Source organism: Thalassotalea fonticola (assembly GCF_032911225.1).
Lineage (GTDB): Bacteria > Pseudomonadota > Gammaproteobacteria > Enterobacterales > Alteromonadaceae > Thalassotalea_A > Thalassotalea_A fonticola.
On sequence record NZ_CP136600.1, the window covers coordinates 1,006,161 to 1,023,388 of the forward strand.

15 protein-coding genes are annotated in these 17,228 nt (G+C 38.0%); 4 read left to right on the forward strand and 11 right to left on the reverse strand.

Annotation, left to right across the window (positions count from 1 at the left end; translation table 11 throughout):
- Positions 1-81: 81 nt before the first annotated feature.
- The 5 genes from RI844_RS04115 to gndA all read right to left on the reverse strand — a co-directional run bounded on the left by RI844_RS04115 (position 82) and on the right by gndA (position 5,616).
- On the reverse strand, positions 82-1,209 hold the full coding sequence (locus RI844_RS04115) for a M14 family metallopeptidase (RefSeq protein WP_348397198.1): 1,128 nt from the start codon (positions 1,207-1,209) through the stop codon (positions 82-84).
- Between the two features lie 144 nt (positions 1,210-1,353).
- Positions 1,354-1,848 (reverse strand): TlpA family protein disulfide reductase, encoded by a 495-nt coding sequence (locus RI844_RS04120; RefSeq protein WP_348397199.1) that lies wholly within the window; start codon positions 1,846-1,848, stop codon positions 1,354-1,356.
- 238 nt (positions 1,849-2,086) lie between these two features.
- A complete protein-coding gene (locus RI844_RS04125; protein ID WP_348397200.1) occupies positions 2,087-3,532 on the reverse strand; it encodes a glyceraldehyde-3-phosphate dehydrogenase in 1,446 nt (481 codons plus the stop codon).
- A 154-nt stretch (positions 3,533-3,686) separates the two neighbouring features.
- Positions 3,687-4,076: a peptide-methionine (R)-S-oxide reductase MsrB gene (gene msrB / locus RI844_RS04130; RefSeq protein WP_348397201.1), complete on the reverse strand. Its 390-nt coding sequence runs from the start codon at positions 4,074-4,076 to the stop codon at positions 3,687-3,689.
- 13 nt (positions 4,077-4,089) lie between these two features.
- Entirely contained in the window at positions 4,090-5,616 is a 1,527-nt protein-coding gene (gndA, locus tag RI844_RS04135; protein ID WP_348397202.1) for an NADP-dependent phosphogluconate dehydrogenase, read from the reverse strand.
- 194 nt (positions 5,617-5,810) lie between these two features.
- On the opposite strand from gndA, the gene gap reads away from it, so the two are divergent.
- Positions 5,811-6,839 carry a type I glyceraldehyde-3-phosphate dehydrogenase gene (gene gap / locus RI844_RS04140; protein ID WP_348397203.1) on the forward strand — a complete coding sequence of 343 codons (1,029 nt, stop codon included), beginning with the start codon at positions 5,811-5,813 and terminating at the stop codon, positions 6,837-6,839.
- Between the two features lie 196 nt (positions 6,840-7,035).
- On the opposite strand, the gene ppnP is transcribed toward gap, so the two are convergent.
- From ppnP to zwf, 6 genes are all read right to left on the reverse strand, one after another.
- A complete protein-coding gene (gene ppnP / locus RI844_RS04145) occupies positions 7,036-7,347 on the reverse strand; it encodes a pyrimidine/purine nucleoside phosphorylase (RefSeq protein ID WP_348397204.1) in 312 nt (103 codons plus the stop codon).
- 450 nt (positions 7,348-7,797) lie between these two features.
- A complete protein-coding gene (locus RI844_RS04150) occupies positions 7,798-8,457 on the reverse strand; it encodes a bifunctional 4-hydroxy-2-oxoglutarate aldolase/2-dehydro-3-deoxy-phosphogluconate aldolase (RefSeq protein ID WP_348397205.1) in 660 nt (219 codons plus the stop codon).
- Positions 8,448-9,437: a glucokinase gene (locus RI844_RS04155; RefSeq protein WP_348397206.1), complete on the reverse strand. Its 990-nt coding sequence runs from the start codon at positions 9,435-9,437 to the stop codon at positions 8,448-8,450. Before RI844_RS04155 ends, RI844_RS04150 begins: the two co-directional genes overlap by 10 nt.
- Complete coding sequence (edd, locus tag RI844_RS04160) at positions 9,437-11,260, reverse strand: phosphogluconate dehydratase (RefSeq protein WP_348398315.1); 1,824 nt, start codon at positions 11,258-11,260, stop codon at positions 9,437-9,439. The genes RI844_RS04155 and edd overlap by 1 nt, the downstream gene beginning before the upstream one ends.
- An 18-nt stretch (positions 11,261-11,278) precedes the next feature.
- Positions 11,279-11,971 (reverse strand): 6-phosphogluconolactonase, encoded by a 693-nt coding sequence (pgl, locus tag RI844_RS04165; RefSeq protein WP_348397207.1) that lies wholly within the window; start codon positions 11,969-11,971, stop codon positions 11,279-11,281.
- Positions 11,971-13,437, reverse strand: coding sequence for a glucose-6-phosphate dehydrogenase (gene zwf, locus RI844_RS04170; protein WP_348397208.1), 1,467 nt, complete (start codon positions 13,435-13,437; stop codon positions 11,971-11,973). The genes pgl and zwf overlap by 1 nt, the downstream gene beginning before the upstream one ends.
- A gap of 277 nt (positions 13,438-13,714) precedes the next feature.
- Here zwf and RI844_RS04175 point away from each other — a divergent pair, with 277 nt between their 5' ends.
- The 3 genes from RI844_RS04175 to RI844_RS04185 all read left to right on the forward strand — a co-directional run bounded on the left by RI844_RS04175 (position 13,715) and on the right by RI844_RS04185 (position 17,212).
- Positions 13,715-14,563 (forward strand): MurR/RpiR family transcriptional regulator, encoded by an 849-nt coding sequence (locus RI844_RS04175; protein ID WP_348397209.1) that lies wholly within the window; start codon positions 13,715-13,717, stop codon positions 14,561-14,563.
- A gap of 29 nt (positions 14,564-14,592) precedes the next feature.
- The gene (gene pyk / locus RI844_RS04180) at positions 14,593-16,038 is read left to right on the forward strand and encodes a pyruvate kinase (protein WP_348397210.1); all 1,446 of its coding nucleotides are present in this window, start codon (positions 14,593-14,595) and stop codon (positions 16,036-16,038) included.
- Positions 16,039-16,180: 142 nt separating this feature from the next.
- Entirely contained in the window at positions 16,181-17,212 is a 1,032-nt protein-coding gene (locus tag RI844_RS04185) for an ATP-dependent 6-phosphofructokinase (RefSeq protein ID WP_348397211.1), read from the forward strand.
- The last annotated feature ends 16 nt before the right edge of the window (positions 17,213-17,228 follow it).

Genomic DNA, 17,228 nt, shown 5'->3' on the forward strand with positions numbered 1-17,228 from the left:
TGTATTAATTTCCTCACAAGTAACGCCATTGACCAGTGAGGATTAACCTGTTCTTGTAATAACAAAAACAGGCCAGATAACTTATCTTAGATCATCTACAACATGATAGATAGCTGTCAAAGTATCTCTACCTAAGATGCTGCTGCGATTATCATTCCAACCCACTAAAGGATCAGGCAATAAATCATTATCTTTAAATGGCATTTCAACGGTATATGCCAAACATTTAAACTGTTCACCTACCCAGTTTGAGCCAACCGTTAAGTTGGCCTTTCCAGGTTCGTCTTTATCGTAACCCCGACTATCTTGAAACTCAGGTGTAATAGCTAAAAGAACATTTTTAAACTTTTCTTCTAACATTTTATGATGCTCGCTATAAGAAGGTATACCTTCGCAACCAGCAACAAAATTTACCGGTAACGCTTCATCGCCATGAATATCTAGATGCATATCCACACCAATTTGCTTCATCTTCTCGGTTACAAGATAAACTTCCGGGCTCTTTTCCATTGAAGGCGTTTGCCATTCACGATTCAAATTAACGCCAAGCGCATTAGTTCTTAAATGGCCGCGGTAACCACCATCAGGATTCATGTTAGGCACCATGTAAAAAACCGCCTTACTAAATAAAGCACGAGCAGTACCGTCATCCTCATCCAACAAGCGATCTATAAAGCCTTCCATAAACCATTCTGCCATCGTTTCACCTGGATGCTGACGAGCTGTTAACCAGATATTCATTTTACCTTCTTCAGGCTCACCCACTCTTAACAAGCTAATATCACGTCCATCATACGTTTGCCCTAATACTTCTAACTGGCAATCAGCATCAAGTTGCGCTTGATGGATCAAATCTTGATGACGCTCATAGCTATAAGGTACAAAATACGCAAAATACATTGAATCAAATTCAGGGGTAACCGTGATAGTTAAGTTTTGACCATCAAACGTGGTTGGTACTCTAAACCAGGTAATACGATCATAAGACGCTACCGCTTGATAATCTTTCCAACCTTCTACGTATGCAGACTGACCGGCATTGGTAATTGTTAAACTATGTTCACAGCGCTCGTTATTGTGCAATTTAAAATGAAACCATTGATAATATTCAGATTGATTATCAAGTTTTATTTCCAATTGAATATCGTTAGCTGAATCAGCTTTAATGACACGAATATTACCACTGTCAAAATTTGAAGAGATTTGCATTGTGAACCTATTATTTATTTAAAAATTTAAATAAGTGTACACAAGTGTTTGCTAGATAAAAAGCAAGGTGAGGATAAAGTTGGCAATAAGTTAACCTTATAACTGTAAAGAGATTAATACTTAAACAAATATATATTAATACCGCTAACGACTACGAAGAAATAGCCCTAACTCAGTCGAATAGCCCATTGATCTATGTTCAATTTCACCCAAATAATTGACCACGTAGTAACTAGGATATGCAGAGACTTGATAGCGCTGTTTAACTTCTTCATTGCCGTATAAAATCGGCAGAGACAGGTTTAATTTATTTGAAAAATCTGAAACCTCTTTTTTATTAACAAAATCCAGCGCGACAGCAACTACGCTAATATTGTTATCTCGTTCATATAAGCTTTGTAAATTTTGAATACTTATGCGACATATTGAACACCAAGGAGCGAAGAAATAAACAACAGTTTTGTGCTCTTTGCTATTGGGTGTTTGATAGATAAATGTTTGTTCTTCGCCAAGCCCGGTTAATTCAAAATTGGGCGCAGTATCTTTATCCCAACTAGATAACATGCTTGTCTCACGAACCATAGACACTAAATTAACAACAAGTGCGATAATAAATAACTGAGCGATAAAACCTTTCAATTTTTAATCCTATAAAACAACATGCTTAGTTAGTAGACCACAGTTAAATAAAATCTATTTCCAATTTTAGAAAAAATTGATGGTTGTGCATTATTATACCGCTCTGCATAAGGAATGAGTTGACTATATATTTAATCCGTTTGGTATTATCACTACCCCGATAAATAAGAAAGGCTAGAAGCACATGCTACTAGCCTTACATTTAAACTGTCACCGAATTTTACGACAATGAGTTTAATTATGCCTTTGGTAAGTTCTGGAACGTAACACCAGCCATTTTATGCATCACTTTAACAACCTGGCAGCTATAACCAAATTCATTATCATACCAAACGTATAATACAGCGCGATCGTCTTCAACAATCGTTGCTTGTGAGTCAACAACACCAGCGAAACGAGATCCAACTAAATCTGTAGATACAATTTCAGTTGAGGCTGTGTAGTCAACTTGTTCACGCAATGGTGACTCTAGTGATACACCACGTAAGTAATCATTCAATGCTTCACGGTCTGTAGCCGTTTTGAGGTTAAGGTTCATAATAGCCATAGAAACGTTTGGCGTAGGAACACGAATTGCGTTACCCGTTAATAAACCTTTCAATTCTGGCAATGCTTTCGCAACTGCTTTAGCTGCGCCCGTAGAAGTGATTACCATGTTAAGCGGTGCACTGCGACCACGACGTTCAGATTTATGGTAGTTATCAATTAAGTTTTGATCGTTAGTGTATGAGTGAACGGTTTCAACGTGACCATTTTTAATGCCATACTTGTCATTTAGTGCTTTAAGTACCGGTGTGATTGCATTGGTAGTACAACTTGCTGCTGAAACAATCTTGTCTTCATCCAAGATCATATCTTGGTTAACACCGTAAACGATATTTTTAATGTCGCCTTTACCTGGTGCTGTTAATAGTACTTTACCAACACCTTTAGATTGAAGGTGCTGACCTAACCCATCTTCATCAGTCCAAATACCAGTGTTATCAACAACTAAGGCATCTTCAATGCCGTATTGGGTGTAATCAATTTCACTAGGTGATTTTGCATATATTACTTTAATGTATGCACCGTTAGCACGAATTGCACCTTGGTCTTCATCAACTGAAATACTGCCATTAAATGCGCCATGGATTGAATCACGACGTAACAGTGATGCACGTTTTTCAAGATCACCATCTTTACCCGGGCGGATAACAATTGCACGTAAACGTAAGTTCGCCATTGGGCCAGTACGTTCGATAAGTAAACGAGCCAAGATCCGACCAATACGACCAAAACCGTATAAAACAACATCTTTAGGTGCTGGTGCGGCTTGCTCTTTTAATGGCGAAAGCTCTTTTTGAAGGTATTGCTCAATGGTTAAATCATTGGCTTCGCCTTGGAATAAGTAACGGTATGCTAATTTACCTACATCTATACTTGCCGGACGTAAGTCCATTTTACTTAATGCTTCGACAAACGGAAAACTCTCACGTAAACGTAACTTGGTTTCTTCATGAGTACCAACGTATTTATGTGCTTTGATAATATCAATTGCAGAAGCATTCACTAATGGACGGCCATATACAGAAACCTCTACACCGAAGTTACGATATAATTGTCCAATAATTGGTTGCATTCTTTCAGCGAAATCCTGGCGTTCCTGCCAGCTCTTTTGATACATTTCCTCGTGTTGAGAAGTCATTCGGTAAACCTTAATTGTTATAACTAAATGGAATTGTATCGGTAGCTTTTATGCAAAAACCAATACAATATTAAAATTCGACGCTATTGTAATAGATGTTGTAACTTTTCTCCACCACTTACAAAACGTTTTTACATTTTTTTAAACAACAACATTAACTGTCGTTAGAGGCTTCAAAATTTAGGCTTAAAGAGTTAACGCAGTAGCGTTTAAAGGTAGGAGCTGGGCCATCATCAAAAACATGACCAAGATGCGAGTCACAAGCTTTACACTTTATCTCAGTACGCTGCATACCATGACTGCTATCAGTTAGATAGGAAACTTTATTTTCTATTGCCTCAAAAAAACTTGGCCAGCCACAACCGGACTGAAATTTTGACGAACTTAAAAATAAATGATCTTGGCAACACGCACAAACATAACTGCCCTGCTGCCAATGATCATAATACTTTCCTGAAAAAGGTGATTCGGTAGCACCTAAGCGACAAACTTTAAAAGCGTCAGCCGATAATGTTTCTTTATACTTGTCATCTGCTGCACTCATCTTGTTTACCCTTTTAAACTTGCTCTATAGGACGTCCGGGAGATGTCCACTGTACATGAAACTTTTGCGTTGCTGGCTTATCGACTCGTTTAAACGTATGAGCACCAAAATAATCACGCTGCCCCTGTAATAGGTTAGCAGGTAGAACAGCACTACGCATTGAATCATAATAACTTAATGACGCAGAGATAGCGCCGATAGGGATACCCATCATGGTTGCTTTCGCTACCGCATAACGCCAGTTTTGTTGATACTTGCTTAATTGTTCACTGAAGAATGAATCTAGTAATAAATTCTCCAGTTTATCATCGCGTTCAAATGCATCGGTAATTGATTGCAAAAACGCAGCTCTAATAATACAACCTGAACGCCAAATTTTAGCTATAGATGCAAAGTTTAATTGCCAGTTTTGCTCCACACTGGCTAATTTCATTAACTGAAATCCTTGGGCATAGGCACAAATTTTCGCGCAATACAAAGCATCATGTAATTGGCTAACCAATTCTTGCTTTTGAGTATCGCTATAGCTTTCAACATGGGGCGCAGAAAGTGTTTTCGATGTCTGCTGACGCAAGGTTTTAAATGCTGAAATTGAACGAGCATAAACCGCTTGTGAAATTGTCGGGGCTGGACAACCAACTTCCAATGAACTAACGGCAGTCCATAAACCAGTGCCCTTTTGTCCCGCTTGATCAAGAATAAGATCAACCAGGTGTGAACCTGTTTCAGGGTCTTTATGACGTAATACTTCAACAGATATGCCCATTAAATAACTATCAAGTACACCTTCGTTCCATTGGGAGAATATATCAGCAATGTCATCACAGCTAAATTGTAGGCCTTCACGCAATACATGATAGGCTTCACAAATCATTTGCATGTCAGCGTACTCAATACCATTGTGAACCATTTTTACATAATGACCTGAGCCCGCGGGACCAATATAGTCTGCGCAAGGTTCACCATCTACTACAATTTGACCTGGTTCAGTACGCTCAATAGGCTTACCCGTTACAGAATCAACTTTAGCAGCAATCGCGCTCCAAATAGGCTTTACCCTAGTCCACGCATAAGCAGAGCCACTTGGCATCAAAGCAGGACCAAAGCGCGCCCCCACTTCACCACCAGAAACCGCGGAAGAAAAGAAGATAAAGTTGTCCTGATAGTTCGATTCTCGCTTTACGGTATCTGTCCATAAACTATTACCGGTATCAATTACGATATCATCAGGCTGTATGCCCGCGCCGATCAAATTTTGACAGACTTGATCTACTACCTCACCGGCAGGAACCGATAATACGATAAGGTGTGGCGTTTTTAATTTTGACAAAAGCTCTGTATATGATGAGCAACCAATAACTCTAGGAGTTTGTTTATTTGTTTCTAGAACATCTTGTTCGATAGCCGCTTCGACCTTTTCAGAATCTAAATCAAAAGCAGCAATTTTATAGCCATTATCAGCTAAATTTAGAACAAGGTTTTTCCCCATAACACCAAGACCTACAAAGCCGATGTCACATTTATTTGTATTGTTTGACATTTAAAATATTATCCACATTTACATCAAATTTATTATTAACCAGTGTATTTTGCCATAAACCACTTCATTTTGTAATATTTACAAACAAATTAAGCTTAAATCTAATAAAACTACACAAAAACGCAAATAAAGCTTGATATTTCGCTCAAATGTTGTAATTTTACTACATTATATTTTCCATAAGGATTTTAAGCATGAAAAAAATTGCAATTAATGGTTTTGGCCGTATTGGTCGCTTAGTATTTAGAGCTGCCGCAGAGCGAAATGATTTAGAAGTTGTTGCTATCAATGATTTGATCGACATAGATTATATGGCTTACATGCTTAAATACGACTCTACACATGGTCGTTTTAAGGGAACTGTTGAAGTTGCAGAAAATGCTTTAATTGTAAATGGAAAGTCAGTTCGTATCACTGCAGAACGTAATCCAGAGAATTTAAAATGGGATGAAGTAGGTGCTGAAATAGTTGTTGAATCAACCGGCCTATTTTTAACTGATGAAACTGCTCGTAAGCACATTGCTGCTGGCGCGAGAAAGGTTATCTTGTCAGCTCCTTCTAAAGACGCAACCCCAATGTTTGTTTCAGGTGTTAACTTTGATGAGTATCAAGGTGAAGACATTGTTTCTAATGCTTCATGTACAACAAATTGTTTAGCGCCACTGGCGAAAGTTATCAATGACAAATTTGGTATTGAAAACGGATTAATGACTACAGTACATGCTGCAACAGCAACACAAAAAACAGTCGATGCGCCAAGCGCAAAGGACTGGCGTGGTGGTCGTGGAGCTGGTCAAAACATTATTCCATCTTCAACTGGTGCAGCTAAAGCTGTTGGACGTGTTATTCCAGAACTAAATGGTAAACTTACCGGGATGGCATTTCGAGTACCAACACCAGATGTTTCTGTTGTCGACCTAACTATCAACCTTAAAACTTCTGCCAGCTATGAAGATATTTGTGCTGCTGTTAAAGAAGCTTCTGAGGGTGAAATGAAAGGTATTTTAGGCTATACCGAAGATGCGGTTGTTTCTAATGATTTTATTGGTGAATCTTGTACTAGCGTGTTCGATGCTAAAGCAGGTATTGCGATGACAGATAAGTTTGTAAAACTTGTTTCTTGGTATGACAATGAAATGGGATATTCAAACAAAGTATTAGATTTAGCAGCTCATGTATTCGCTTATGAGGAAGCTGTTATCCCAAAGCGTTTAGCTAGCTAAGAAACATATAGACTACTATTAGTTAGTTAACTCAAAAGGACCTATATAGGTCCTTTTTTGTTTTTTTGGGGAGAAGAAATGCAAACTGCCATGGACCGTTCTATCACATCCATGTGAACTCGGCATTCATAACATCGTTTTAATCATTACTTTAAGTTGTAATCTCAGGAATTTAATAAAGCCAACTAAATTCAACTTATTTGATATAACTGCAGCAGTAATCTGTAACTTTATTAATTTTGAGTTTAAACGTTGAATCTTTAGGAACTTCAAAGCTTTCACCACCTTTTATCTGTTGCCATTGAGAGTTGGGTAAAAGAACATCTAAATCACCAGCAATAATCTCCATTAATTCTTTTTCACTGGTATTGAACTCATACTCACCAGGCAGCATTATACCTAAGGTTTTGCTCGAGCCATCAGCAAAAATAACTGCGCGGCTAGTCACTTGCCCATCAAAATAAATATTGGCCTCTCGTACTACTGACACATTTTGAAATTCTGACATATTAAAATTCCTACATTAGTTTAAAATTGATATAAAACGTTATTTTAAAACAATATTCACGATGCGTTTCAACGTTTTAGTTATAACTTAGCAATAATCAAAAATTTCCCTGAATAGATTGCGTTGGGCATGGCACATTGACGTTTTCAATACTGCATGGTTGTTTAGGATTGGGGTCGAGCACAACTTTCTTATTGCCTGAGCCGAATGTGACAGAGGAACAAGCTACAGTGTTGCTAAATAGGCATATAATAAAGAATACATTGCACCTTTGTTTAAGCATAAAAATAACGGCCTGTACTAACTTCATAATTGATTCGTTTAATGTAAAGGACATAAAGAATGGCGTCAACGCATAGAGGCTAAGAAACAAACCATGGCAGTTTGCATTCCTTCTTCCATAAAGCAAAAAAGGTCGCAAAAGCGACCTTAATTAGTAATGTATTTTATCTATTTTGTAAATTGCCTAGCTGCAGCAACTGCATTTTTAGTAATTTCGGTAATTTTAGCCCAATCTTTGTTAGCAACGGCATCATTTGGTACTAACCATGAACCACCAATACAGCTTACATTGTTTAAGTTTAAATAATTGCCCATATTATCCTGGTTTATGCCACCTGTAGGGCAAAAGCGAATATTAGGGAACGGGCCTGAAATTGATTTGATCGATTTAGAACCACCTACAGCTTCAGCCGGGAAAAACTTAAAGTGATCAAAACCAGCATCTATACCTGTCATTAATTCTGAAATTGATGCAATTCCTGGAATTAATGGAATTTTTGACTCTTTTGCCGCGGCCAGTAACTCTTTAGTTAAACCTGGACTTATGGCAAATTTTGCCCCAGCATCAATTGATTGTTGCAGAGTTTCCGGGTTAATTACTGTTCCAGAGCCAATCATAGCTTCAGGAACATTAGTCGCGATTTCTTTAATCACTTCTAAAGCATTAGCTGTTCTTAAAGTAACTTCTAAAACATTGATGCCACCAGCAATTAATGCTTTTGCAATTGGTACTGCATCTTCAACATTCTCTATGACTAAGACAGGAACAATCGATCCTAATGAAAAAATTTCTTCTGGCTGAGTTAGCCATGTATTTGTTAACGACATAAGTCCTCGTTTATATTTTGTTGAATTAAGTAAGCGCTAGCACCAAGTAAACCAGGTTGTGATTCGGTGATCACAAAAGTTGGTATTTTCGCATTAAAATGGGTAAACCGACCTTTTGCTTCGAAACGGCGTCTAAAACCGCTCTCTTCAAAGAATTCCAAAAACCTTGGTACAATCCCACCTGCAATATAAACACCACCAAAACTGGCTGTTGTTAATGCTAAATTACCGGCAAAACTACCCAAAGTTTTACAAAACTGCTCCATTGTCTCTAAACAAATATCACAGCGTTTTTCGATTGCACGGTTGGAGATTTCCGCCGCACTAAAGTTTTTTGTATCGACATCACGATAGTGGCAAAGTGCTTGATATATTTGCTCAATTCCTAAGCCTGAAAGCAATTGCTCGTAAGATACGCGTGAATATTTTTCTTTTAAATAGTTTAAAATGGCAATTTCAACATCGTTAATTGGAGCAAAGTCTGAGTGACCACCTTCACCGCCAACACTTATCCACTGATCATTACCCCAAATTACGTTAGCAACTCCTAAACCAGTACCTGGACCACAAATTGCAATAGGTTTGTGACTTACAACCTCACCGCCGCCTATTTTATATTTTTGCCACTCATCTAAACTATTAATCGACCAGGCAATAGCTGTATAGTCGTTAATCATATGAAGTTTATTTAAACCTAGATCAGCTTTTAATTTTGCTTTAGAAAAGCTCCATGGCAAGTTGGTCATATCAATTAAGTCTTGATCAACGGGACAAGCAATAGCTAGACATGCGTTAACGTCTTGCTTAAGACTATTTATCTCTAATGTCTGCAAGTAATCATCAATTACATTACGTAAACAAGGATATTGTGAGCATTGATAAGTCTTTAAATTTTTAATATTTCCTAATTCATCTAGCATCGCTATACGTAAATTAGTGCCACCAATATCTGCAACAATATTAATTACATCATTTGACATTACACATTGTCCTCAGAAAACAATGAACAAGCTCCTAGCTCAGCGCCACTTAAATTGTTGCGCATAAAGCCAAACATTTCTCGGCCCATGCCTTGATGTTCATGCTGTGCAGCAAATTTTGCCAATGGGCGGTTGTTAAGCTCTTCTTCATCAACCATTAATGTTAATTCACCAGTTAAACCGTCAACTAAAATCATATCGCCAGTTTGTACTTTCGCAATTAAACCGCCATCGAGTGCTTCTGGCACTAAATGGATAGCAGCAGGTACTTTACCTGATGCGCCAGACATACGGCCATCAGTAACTAAGGCAACATTGAAGCCTTTATCTTGAAGAACACCTAATGGTGGCGTTAATTTATGACATTCTGGCATACCGCGGGCTTTAGGGCCTTGGAAACGAACAACAGCAACAAAATCTTTATCTAATGAGCCAGATTGAAAAGCAGCATCAAGTTCATGTTGATCTTCAAATACTACCGCTGGCGCTTGTATAACTTCTTGACCATCGCGTAAAGAAGAGGTTTTCAAAACAGAACGACCTAAATTACCTTTAAGTAGTTTTAATCCACCATCTGCTTTAAATGGTACACCAGGGTTTGCTATAACTTCAGCATCGCCAGATACTGTCGGTCCATCAATCCAAACTAATTTACCATCTTGCAAGGTAGGAACTTGCGTGTAACGTTCTAAACCTTGTCCACAAATTGTATCTACATCTTCATGCAGTAAACCCGCATCTATCAGCTCTCTAAACAGTAATGCCATACCACCAGCTTCTTGGAACTGGTTAATGTCAGCAAAACCATTTGGGTAAATTCTAGTGATTAATGGCACTGCATCAGATAAATCGGCAAAGTCATCCCAATTAATGATGATCCCGGCCGCGCGAGCAAAGGCGATAATATGCATAGTCAAGTTCGTTGAACCACCAGTTGCAAGTAATGCAACGATTGCGTTAACGATTGATTTTTCGTTGATCATTTTACCAACAGGAACAAAATTACCCGATTGTTGAGTTAACCGCGTAACTTGTCTGGCTGCAGCTTTAGTGAGCTCTTCTCTAAGTTCAGTGTTTGGCGCAACAAATGAAGCGCCAGGTAAATGCAAGCCCATCACTTCAACGACTAATTGGTTTGAGTTTGCCGTTCCAAAAAACGTACAAGTACCAGCACTGTGATAAGAAGCAGATTCAGCTTCTAATAATTTATCTTCACCAACCTCGCCTTTAGCATATTGTTGTCTAACACGAGCTTTTTCTTTATTTGGAAGTCCTGAAGGCATTGGCCCTGCTGGTACAAAAACTGTCGGTAAATGACCAAATGTCATTGCAGCAATAAGCAGACCAGGAACAATTTTGTCACAAATACCAAGCATTAAGGTACCGTCAAACATGTTATGCGACAGCGCAACGGCTGAAGACATGGCAATAACATCACGGCTCATCAAGCTAAGATCCATGCCCGGTTGCCCTTGAGTTACACCGTCACACATTGCAGGTACACCACCAGCAAACTGCGCAACACCGCCGGTATCACGAACAGCTTGTTTAATTATCTCTGGATAAGTTTCATACGGTTGATGTGCTGATAACATATCGTTATAAGCTGACACTATAGCTACATCACTATGATTTAACTGTTTTAAAATAGACTTGTCTTCTTTACCACAAGCGGCAAAACCATGAGCTAAATTGCCACAAGACAACGCAGAGCGGTGAACTTTTGAAGACTTAGCATTATCTATTTTTGTTAAGTAATCAGTTCTTTGTTTTTTACTTCGTTCAATAATGCGATTGGTGATCGCGGTAATATTTTCATTCATTTTGATATTCGACATCGGTTATTCCGCCCAAAAAATATTGCAGGTTTTATCTTCATTTTGTAAAAATGCTCTAATTGGCATTGCTACCGCGTCATCATTCGCAAGCGCTTGCGAGATAACATCTTGCTTTGATTGACCGACAACATGTAAATAAAGATGTGAAGCTTGAATTAAAGCAGCATAGTTAAACGTAACTCGTTCATAAGGAGCTGTAGTAGGTACAACTTTTATTAAAGCCGGATCTGCATTTTCATCAAGTCCTTGATGCACTTGTGCACTACAAGGAAAAATTGACGCTGTATGACCATCTTCGCCCATACCTAAAATAACCACGTCTAAAGGCAAAAAGCTGTTTGCTTGATCAGTTAAATTAGTTAAGTATTGCTCGGTTAGTGCATCAGCTTGTTTTAAAGAAAAGAATGTTGCATTTGCAGCATAGTTTTGTAATAAGTTTTCTTTTAATAAACGATCATTTGAATCAGTATTTTGGGTATCTACCCAGCGATCATCGACTAAGGTTATGGTAACCTTTGACCAATCAATATTTTTATTTGAAAGTTCTTTAAATAAACCTTTTGGCGTGCTACCACCAGAAAAAGCAATGCTGGCATAGCCTTTATCAGAAATTGCTGCAGTTAATTGCTTGGCAATACGCTGAGCAAATTTTTGATCTAGCATATTGCGAGTTCTAAATGTGTTGTTGATGTTCATTATTCGTCCCAATCTCTATCATCTCTGGCAATAAGAGCAATTGAAGAAACAGGCCCCCATGAACCAGCGGCATAACCTTTTGGTGCTTCATTTGATGAATCCCAAGCAGCTTTAATACTGTCTATCCATTCCCAGGATGCTTCTACTTCATCACGACGAATAAACAAACCGGCATTACCGTTAATCGCGCTTAAAATCAAACGTTCATAAGCGTCAATTACGCGTGAAGAATCGTTTATATCAGAGAAACTTAAATCAAGTTTAGTTTCTTTTATCTCAAGCTCTTTGGTGATCCCTGGAACTTTGTTCATCACGGTTAACTCTACACCTTCGTCAGGTTGCAGACGAATAGTTAATTTGTTTGCTGGCAATTGCGAGTAACTATTATCGAAGATATTATGTGGTTGATGTTTAAAATGGATCACAACTTCAGAATGCTTACAAGGCATGCGTTTTCCGGTTCTCATGTAAAATGGAACACCTGCCCAGCGCCAGTTATCAATCTCGGCTTTAATGGCAACAAAGCTTTCAGTAGTACTGTCTGTTACTGCCCCGTCTTCTTCAAGGTAGCCTGGTACCGGTTGGCCATTCATATGACCTTTAGTATATTGACCTCGTACCGTTTTTTCATGTACGTTACTGCGGTCAATCTTTCTTAATGCTTTAATAACTTTAAGTTTTTCATCACGAATATTTTCTGAGGATAAATCCGTAGGCGGTTCCATAGCGAGCAAAGACAATATTTGTAGTAAATGGTTTTGCACCATATCGCGAATTTGACCGGTATCATCATAAAAACCCCAACGGCCTTCTATTCCAACACTTTCTGCAACAGTTATTTGTACATGATCAATACAAGTATGATCCCAGTTGGTACTAAACAACGAATTGGCGAATCGCAATGATATTAAATTTAATACCGTTTCTTTACCAAGATAATGATCAATTCGATATATTTGAGATTCTTTAAAATGTCGACTGACTAAATCGTTTATTACTTTTGAGCTTTCTAGATCATGACCAATTGGTTTTTCCATCACTACCCGAGCAAAGTCATTATTTAGCTTATGCGCTTTTAAACCATCAGCGATGAGTCCATAAATCGAAGGTGGCGTGGCTAAGTAGTGTAATGTATAAACGTTAGCATCAAGTACTTTTGCTAATGATTTAAAACCAGCTTGATCAGAAAAGTCTAATTGCACATAGGAAAACAATTTAATAAATTCATCAACTTTATCGGCTGCAATTTGATCTGCGACAAAAGTGTTTAAATTTTCTTTTACAAACGCTTGAAAGTCAGCGTCTTCAAACGCCACACGGGCAACGCCAATTATTTTAACCTCGTCTACGAGTAGGTCTGCAACAAATAATTGATATAGAGCTGCGAACAATTTACGTTTAGATAAATCACCTGCTGCACCGAATAATACGATTTGTTTAGCTGATAATAATGAAGATTCAGACATGAATATTAATCTCTCAAAATAATGAAAATAAATTACATTTAAGCTTAATTTATACTGATATCGGGCTAAGGTAAAGAACAATTTGTAATTTAATTACAGCGAACATTCCTTGATATATAAGGATTAACGGCAAATAGGTGTTGTTTATTTATAATAAACCTGGATAAATTATAGAATTACGTTAAAATAATACATAAATATGAAATAAATTTACATAAAAGCTGTTTTATTTCATAAAAATAATTTACAGTAGCAGTAAATCAACCGAGGCCTGTTAATGAATATATTAGAAAAAATCACCAACGAGTTTGATTCTTTTAGTAAATCAGAACGTAAAGTTGCGGAAGTAATTTTAGCTTCACCGGCAACAGTAATACATTCAAGTATAGCTGCTCTGGCTAAGCAAGCGAATATAAGCGAACCTACCGTTAATAGGTTTTGCCGCCGTTTAGACACTAAAGGTTATCCAGATTTTAAATTGCATTTAGCTCAGTCATTAGCAAATGGTACACCTTATGTTAATCGTCACGTAGATGAAAACGACAGCGCTGAAGAGTATACAAATAAAATTTTTGAATCTACGTTAGCGAATCTTGAAATGGCACGCAAAAGTTTAGACACAAACTTGATCAATCGTGCGGTCGATGTGTTAACGCAAGCTAATAAGATATCTTTTTTCGGTCTAGGGGCATCAGCAATCGTTGCCCATGATGCGCAAAACAAGTTTTTCAGATTCAATGTTCCTGTTGTTTATTTCGATGACATATTAATGCAACGTATGAGCAGCATTAATAGCGCACAAGGTGATGTAGTCGTTGTTATTTCTCATACAGGTAGAACTAAGCCATTAGTAGAAGTTGCCGCCATGGCCAGAGAAAATGACGCTATTGTTATTGGCATCACCGATGCGAACTCGCCACTAGCGAAAGAATGCAACATAGTTTTATCCCCTACAGTGTCTGAAGATACCGATTTATATATGCCAATGGCCTCGCGCATTGCGCAACTTACATTAATTGATATTTTAGCCACCGGTTTTACATTACGCCGCGGTGATAAATTCAGAGATAACTTAAAGAAAGTTAAAGACAGTTTACGTAGCTCACGTTTTGAGCGTAAAGATTAATTAAATTTACAATATAAGGTTTCCCCTCCATGCCTAGAAGAACGAAAATTGTTGCTACCTTAGGGCCAGCAACAGATGATATCAATGTACTAAGAGAAGTAATAAAAGCCGGAGTTAATGTTGTACGCCTTAACTTTTCACATGGAGTGGCAGAAGATCACATTCAACGCGCTGAAAATGTACGTGCTATAGCTAAAGAATTAAACACTTACGTAGCAATTTTAGGTGACTTGCAAGGACCTAAAATACGTGTTTCAACGTTTAAAGATGGCCCAATCCAGTTAGAAATTGGCGATAATTTTATTTTAGATGCTGACTTAGGCAAAGGTGAAGGTACTAAAGAAAGTGTCGGTATAGACTATAAAGCCTTACCTAAAGATGTATCTAACGGTGATGTACTATTATTAGATGACGGTCGTGTGCAATTAAAAGTTGAAAGTATTGAAGGTAACAAAGTTCATACTGTTACAACCGTTGGTGGCCCTCTTTCTAACAATAAAGGTATTAATCGCCAAGGTGGCGGTTTATCAGCTGCAGCATTAACAGCAAAAGATAAAGAAGATATTAAACTCGCTGCTAAATTAGATGCTGACTTCTTAGCCGTTTCTTTCCCTCGTGATGCTGCAGATATGCGTGAAGCACGTTTACTTGCTCAAGAAGCTAACTGTAATGCTCGTTTAGTATCAAAAATTGAACGTGCTGAAGCCGTAAATGACAATGATGTACTTGATGGCATCATTTTAGCATCAGATGTCGTAATGGTAGCTCGTGGTGACTTAGGTGTTGAAATTGGTGATGCAGAGCTAGTTGGTAAGCAAAAACATATTATTGCTCGCTCTCGTCAGTTAAACCGTGTAGTTATTACCGCAACACAAATGATGGAAACCATGATCACTCAACCTATGCCTACTCGTGCAGAAGTGATGGATGTTGCCAATGCTGTTCTTGATGGTACTGATGCGGTCATGTTAAGCGCTGAAACTGCTGCCGGTAAATACCCAGTAGAAACAGTTAAAGCAATGGCACACGTATGTATAGGTGCAGAAAAGCAACGTTCTGTAAATATTTCAGGCCACCGTCTTGAAATGATGTTTGAAGGTGTTTCTGAAACAGTAGCTTTATCGGCCATGTATGCAGCGAATCACTTAAAAGGCGTTAAGGCAATTATCTCGTTAACAGAGTCGGGCATGACATCAAAAATCATGTCTCGTATTACTTCAGGTTTACCGATTTATTCATTATCTCGTCATACTAAAACCTTAAGTAAGTCTGCTATTTATCGCGGTGTTTACCCTGTTCAATTCGATTCAACCGACTCAACTGAACACGCTTTGTCAAAAGATGTACTAGACGCGGTGTTGGCGACAAATATTTCAGAATTAAACGACGGTGATTTAGTTATCTTTACTCATGGTGATACTATGGAAACGGTCGGTGCTTCTAATACTATGAAGATATTAACGGTTAAAAAATAAACATTCCCAATGTTTACTGATAAAGCCAGCTAATTAGCTGGCTTTCTCGTTTCTCGTTTCTCGTTTCTATAAAAATTTTATTCTCTTTAAACTGATCTGTTATACTTTATATATTAATGACTTATGAGTATAAGCTATAGCCATGACTAATAAAATTCCAGTCAAAAATATCGCCATTCTTACCAGTGGAGGTGATGCGCCGGGAATGAATGCGGCGATACGAAGCTGCACTTTAGCCGCCTTGCATTTTGGCCATAATGTTTATGGTTTTTTACACGGTTTTAAGGGCTTACTGAATAATGAATTTACCGCTTTAGCTGAGCAAGACGTAAGAGATATCATTCATTATGGCGGTACAATTCTAAAAAGTGCGCGTTGTCCTGAATTTTTAGATGAAAACAAACAACAGTTAGCGGCTGAAAATTTAACTAAGTTGCACATCGATGCTTTGATTGTTATTGGTGGTGATGGTTCATTTTGTGGAATGTTAGCGCTTGCAGAATATTATAAAGGCCAATTAATTGCCCTGCCCGGTACCATAGATAATGATGTCGATGGTACCGATCACACCATTGGTTTTGCCACTGCCGTAAATACCGCAATAGATGCCATAGATAAGATCAGAGATACAGCTGATGCATTCGAACGAGTTTTTGTTGTAGAGGTTATGGGTAGGCACAGTGGCTTTTTAGCTTTAAATATTGGAATAGCTAGTGGTGCTGAGCAAGTTTTAACATTTGAAAACTTTCAAAACCCTGGTGTAGAATTACAAAATATTGCTGAGCATATAAAACTTTGCAAAGAAAAACGTGGTGCCAGTAGCTATTTAATTGTTGCCGCTGAAAATCTTTGGCCACAAGGTGTTGAGCAACTCTGTATTGATTTACAAGCCTATGCGAATATAACTTGTACACCATGCATTTTAGGTTACATCCAACGAGGCGGCTCTCCAGTGGCGAAAGATAGGATCATGGCCACTAAAATGGGCGTGGCAGCTGTAAATGCGATTAATGCTGATAAATCGATGATTATGATTGGTGAAATCTCAGGTTCGATCAATGAAATTAAGATAACACAGGCCGTCAAACACAAAAAGCAAGTTAATGGCGAATTACTAATGGCGCAGAATTCTATATTAGACATTGCTGAATTAGCAAAAATAAATAAACTCTAATAGTTTTTGTCGTTAG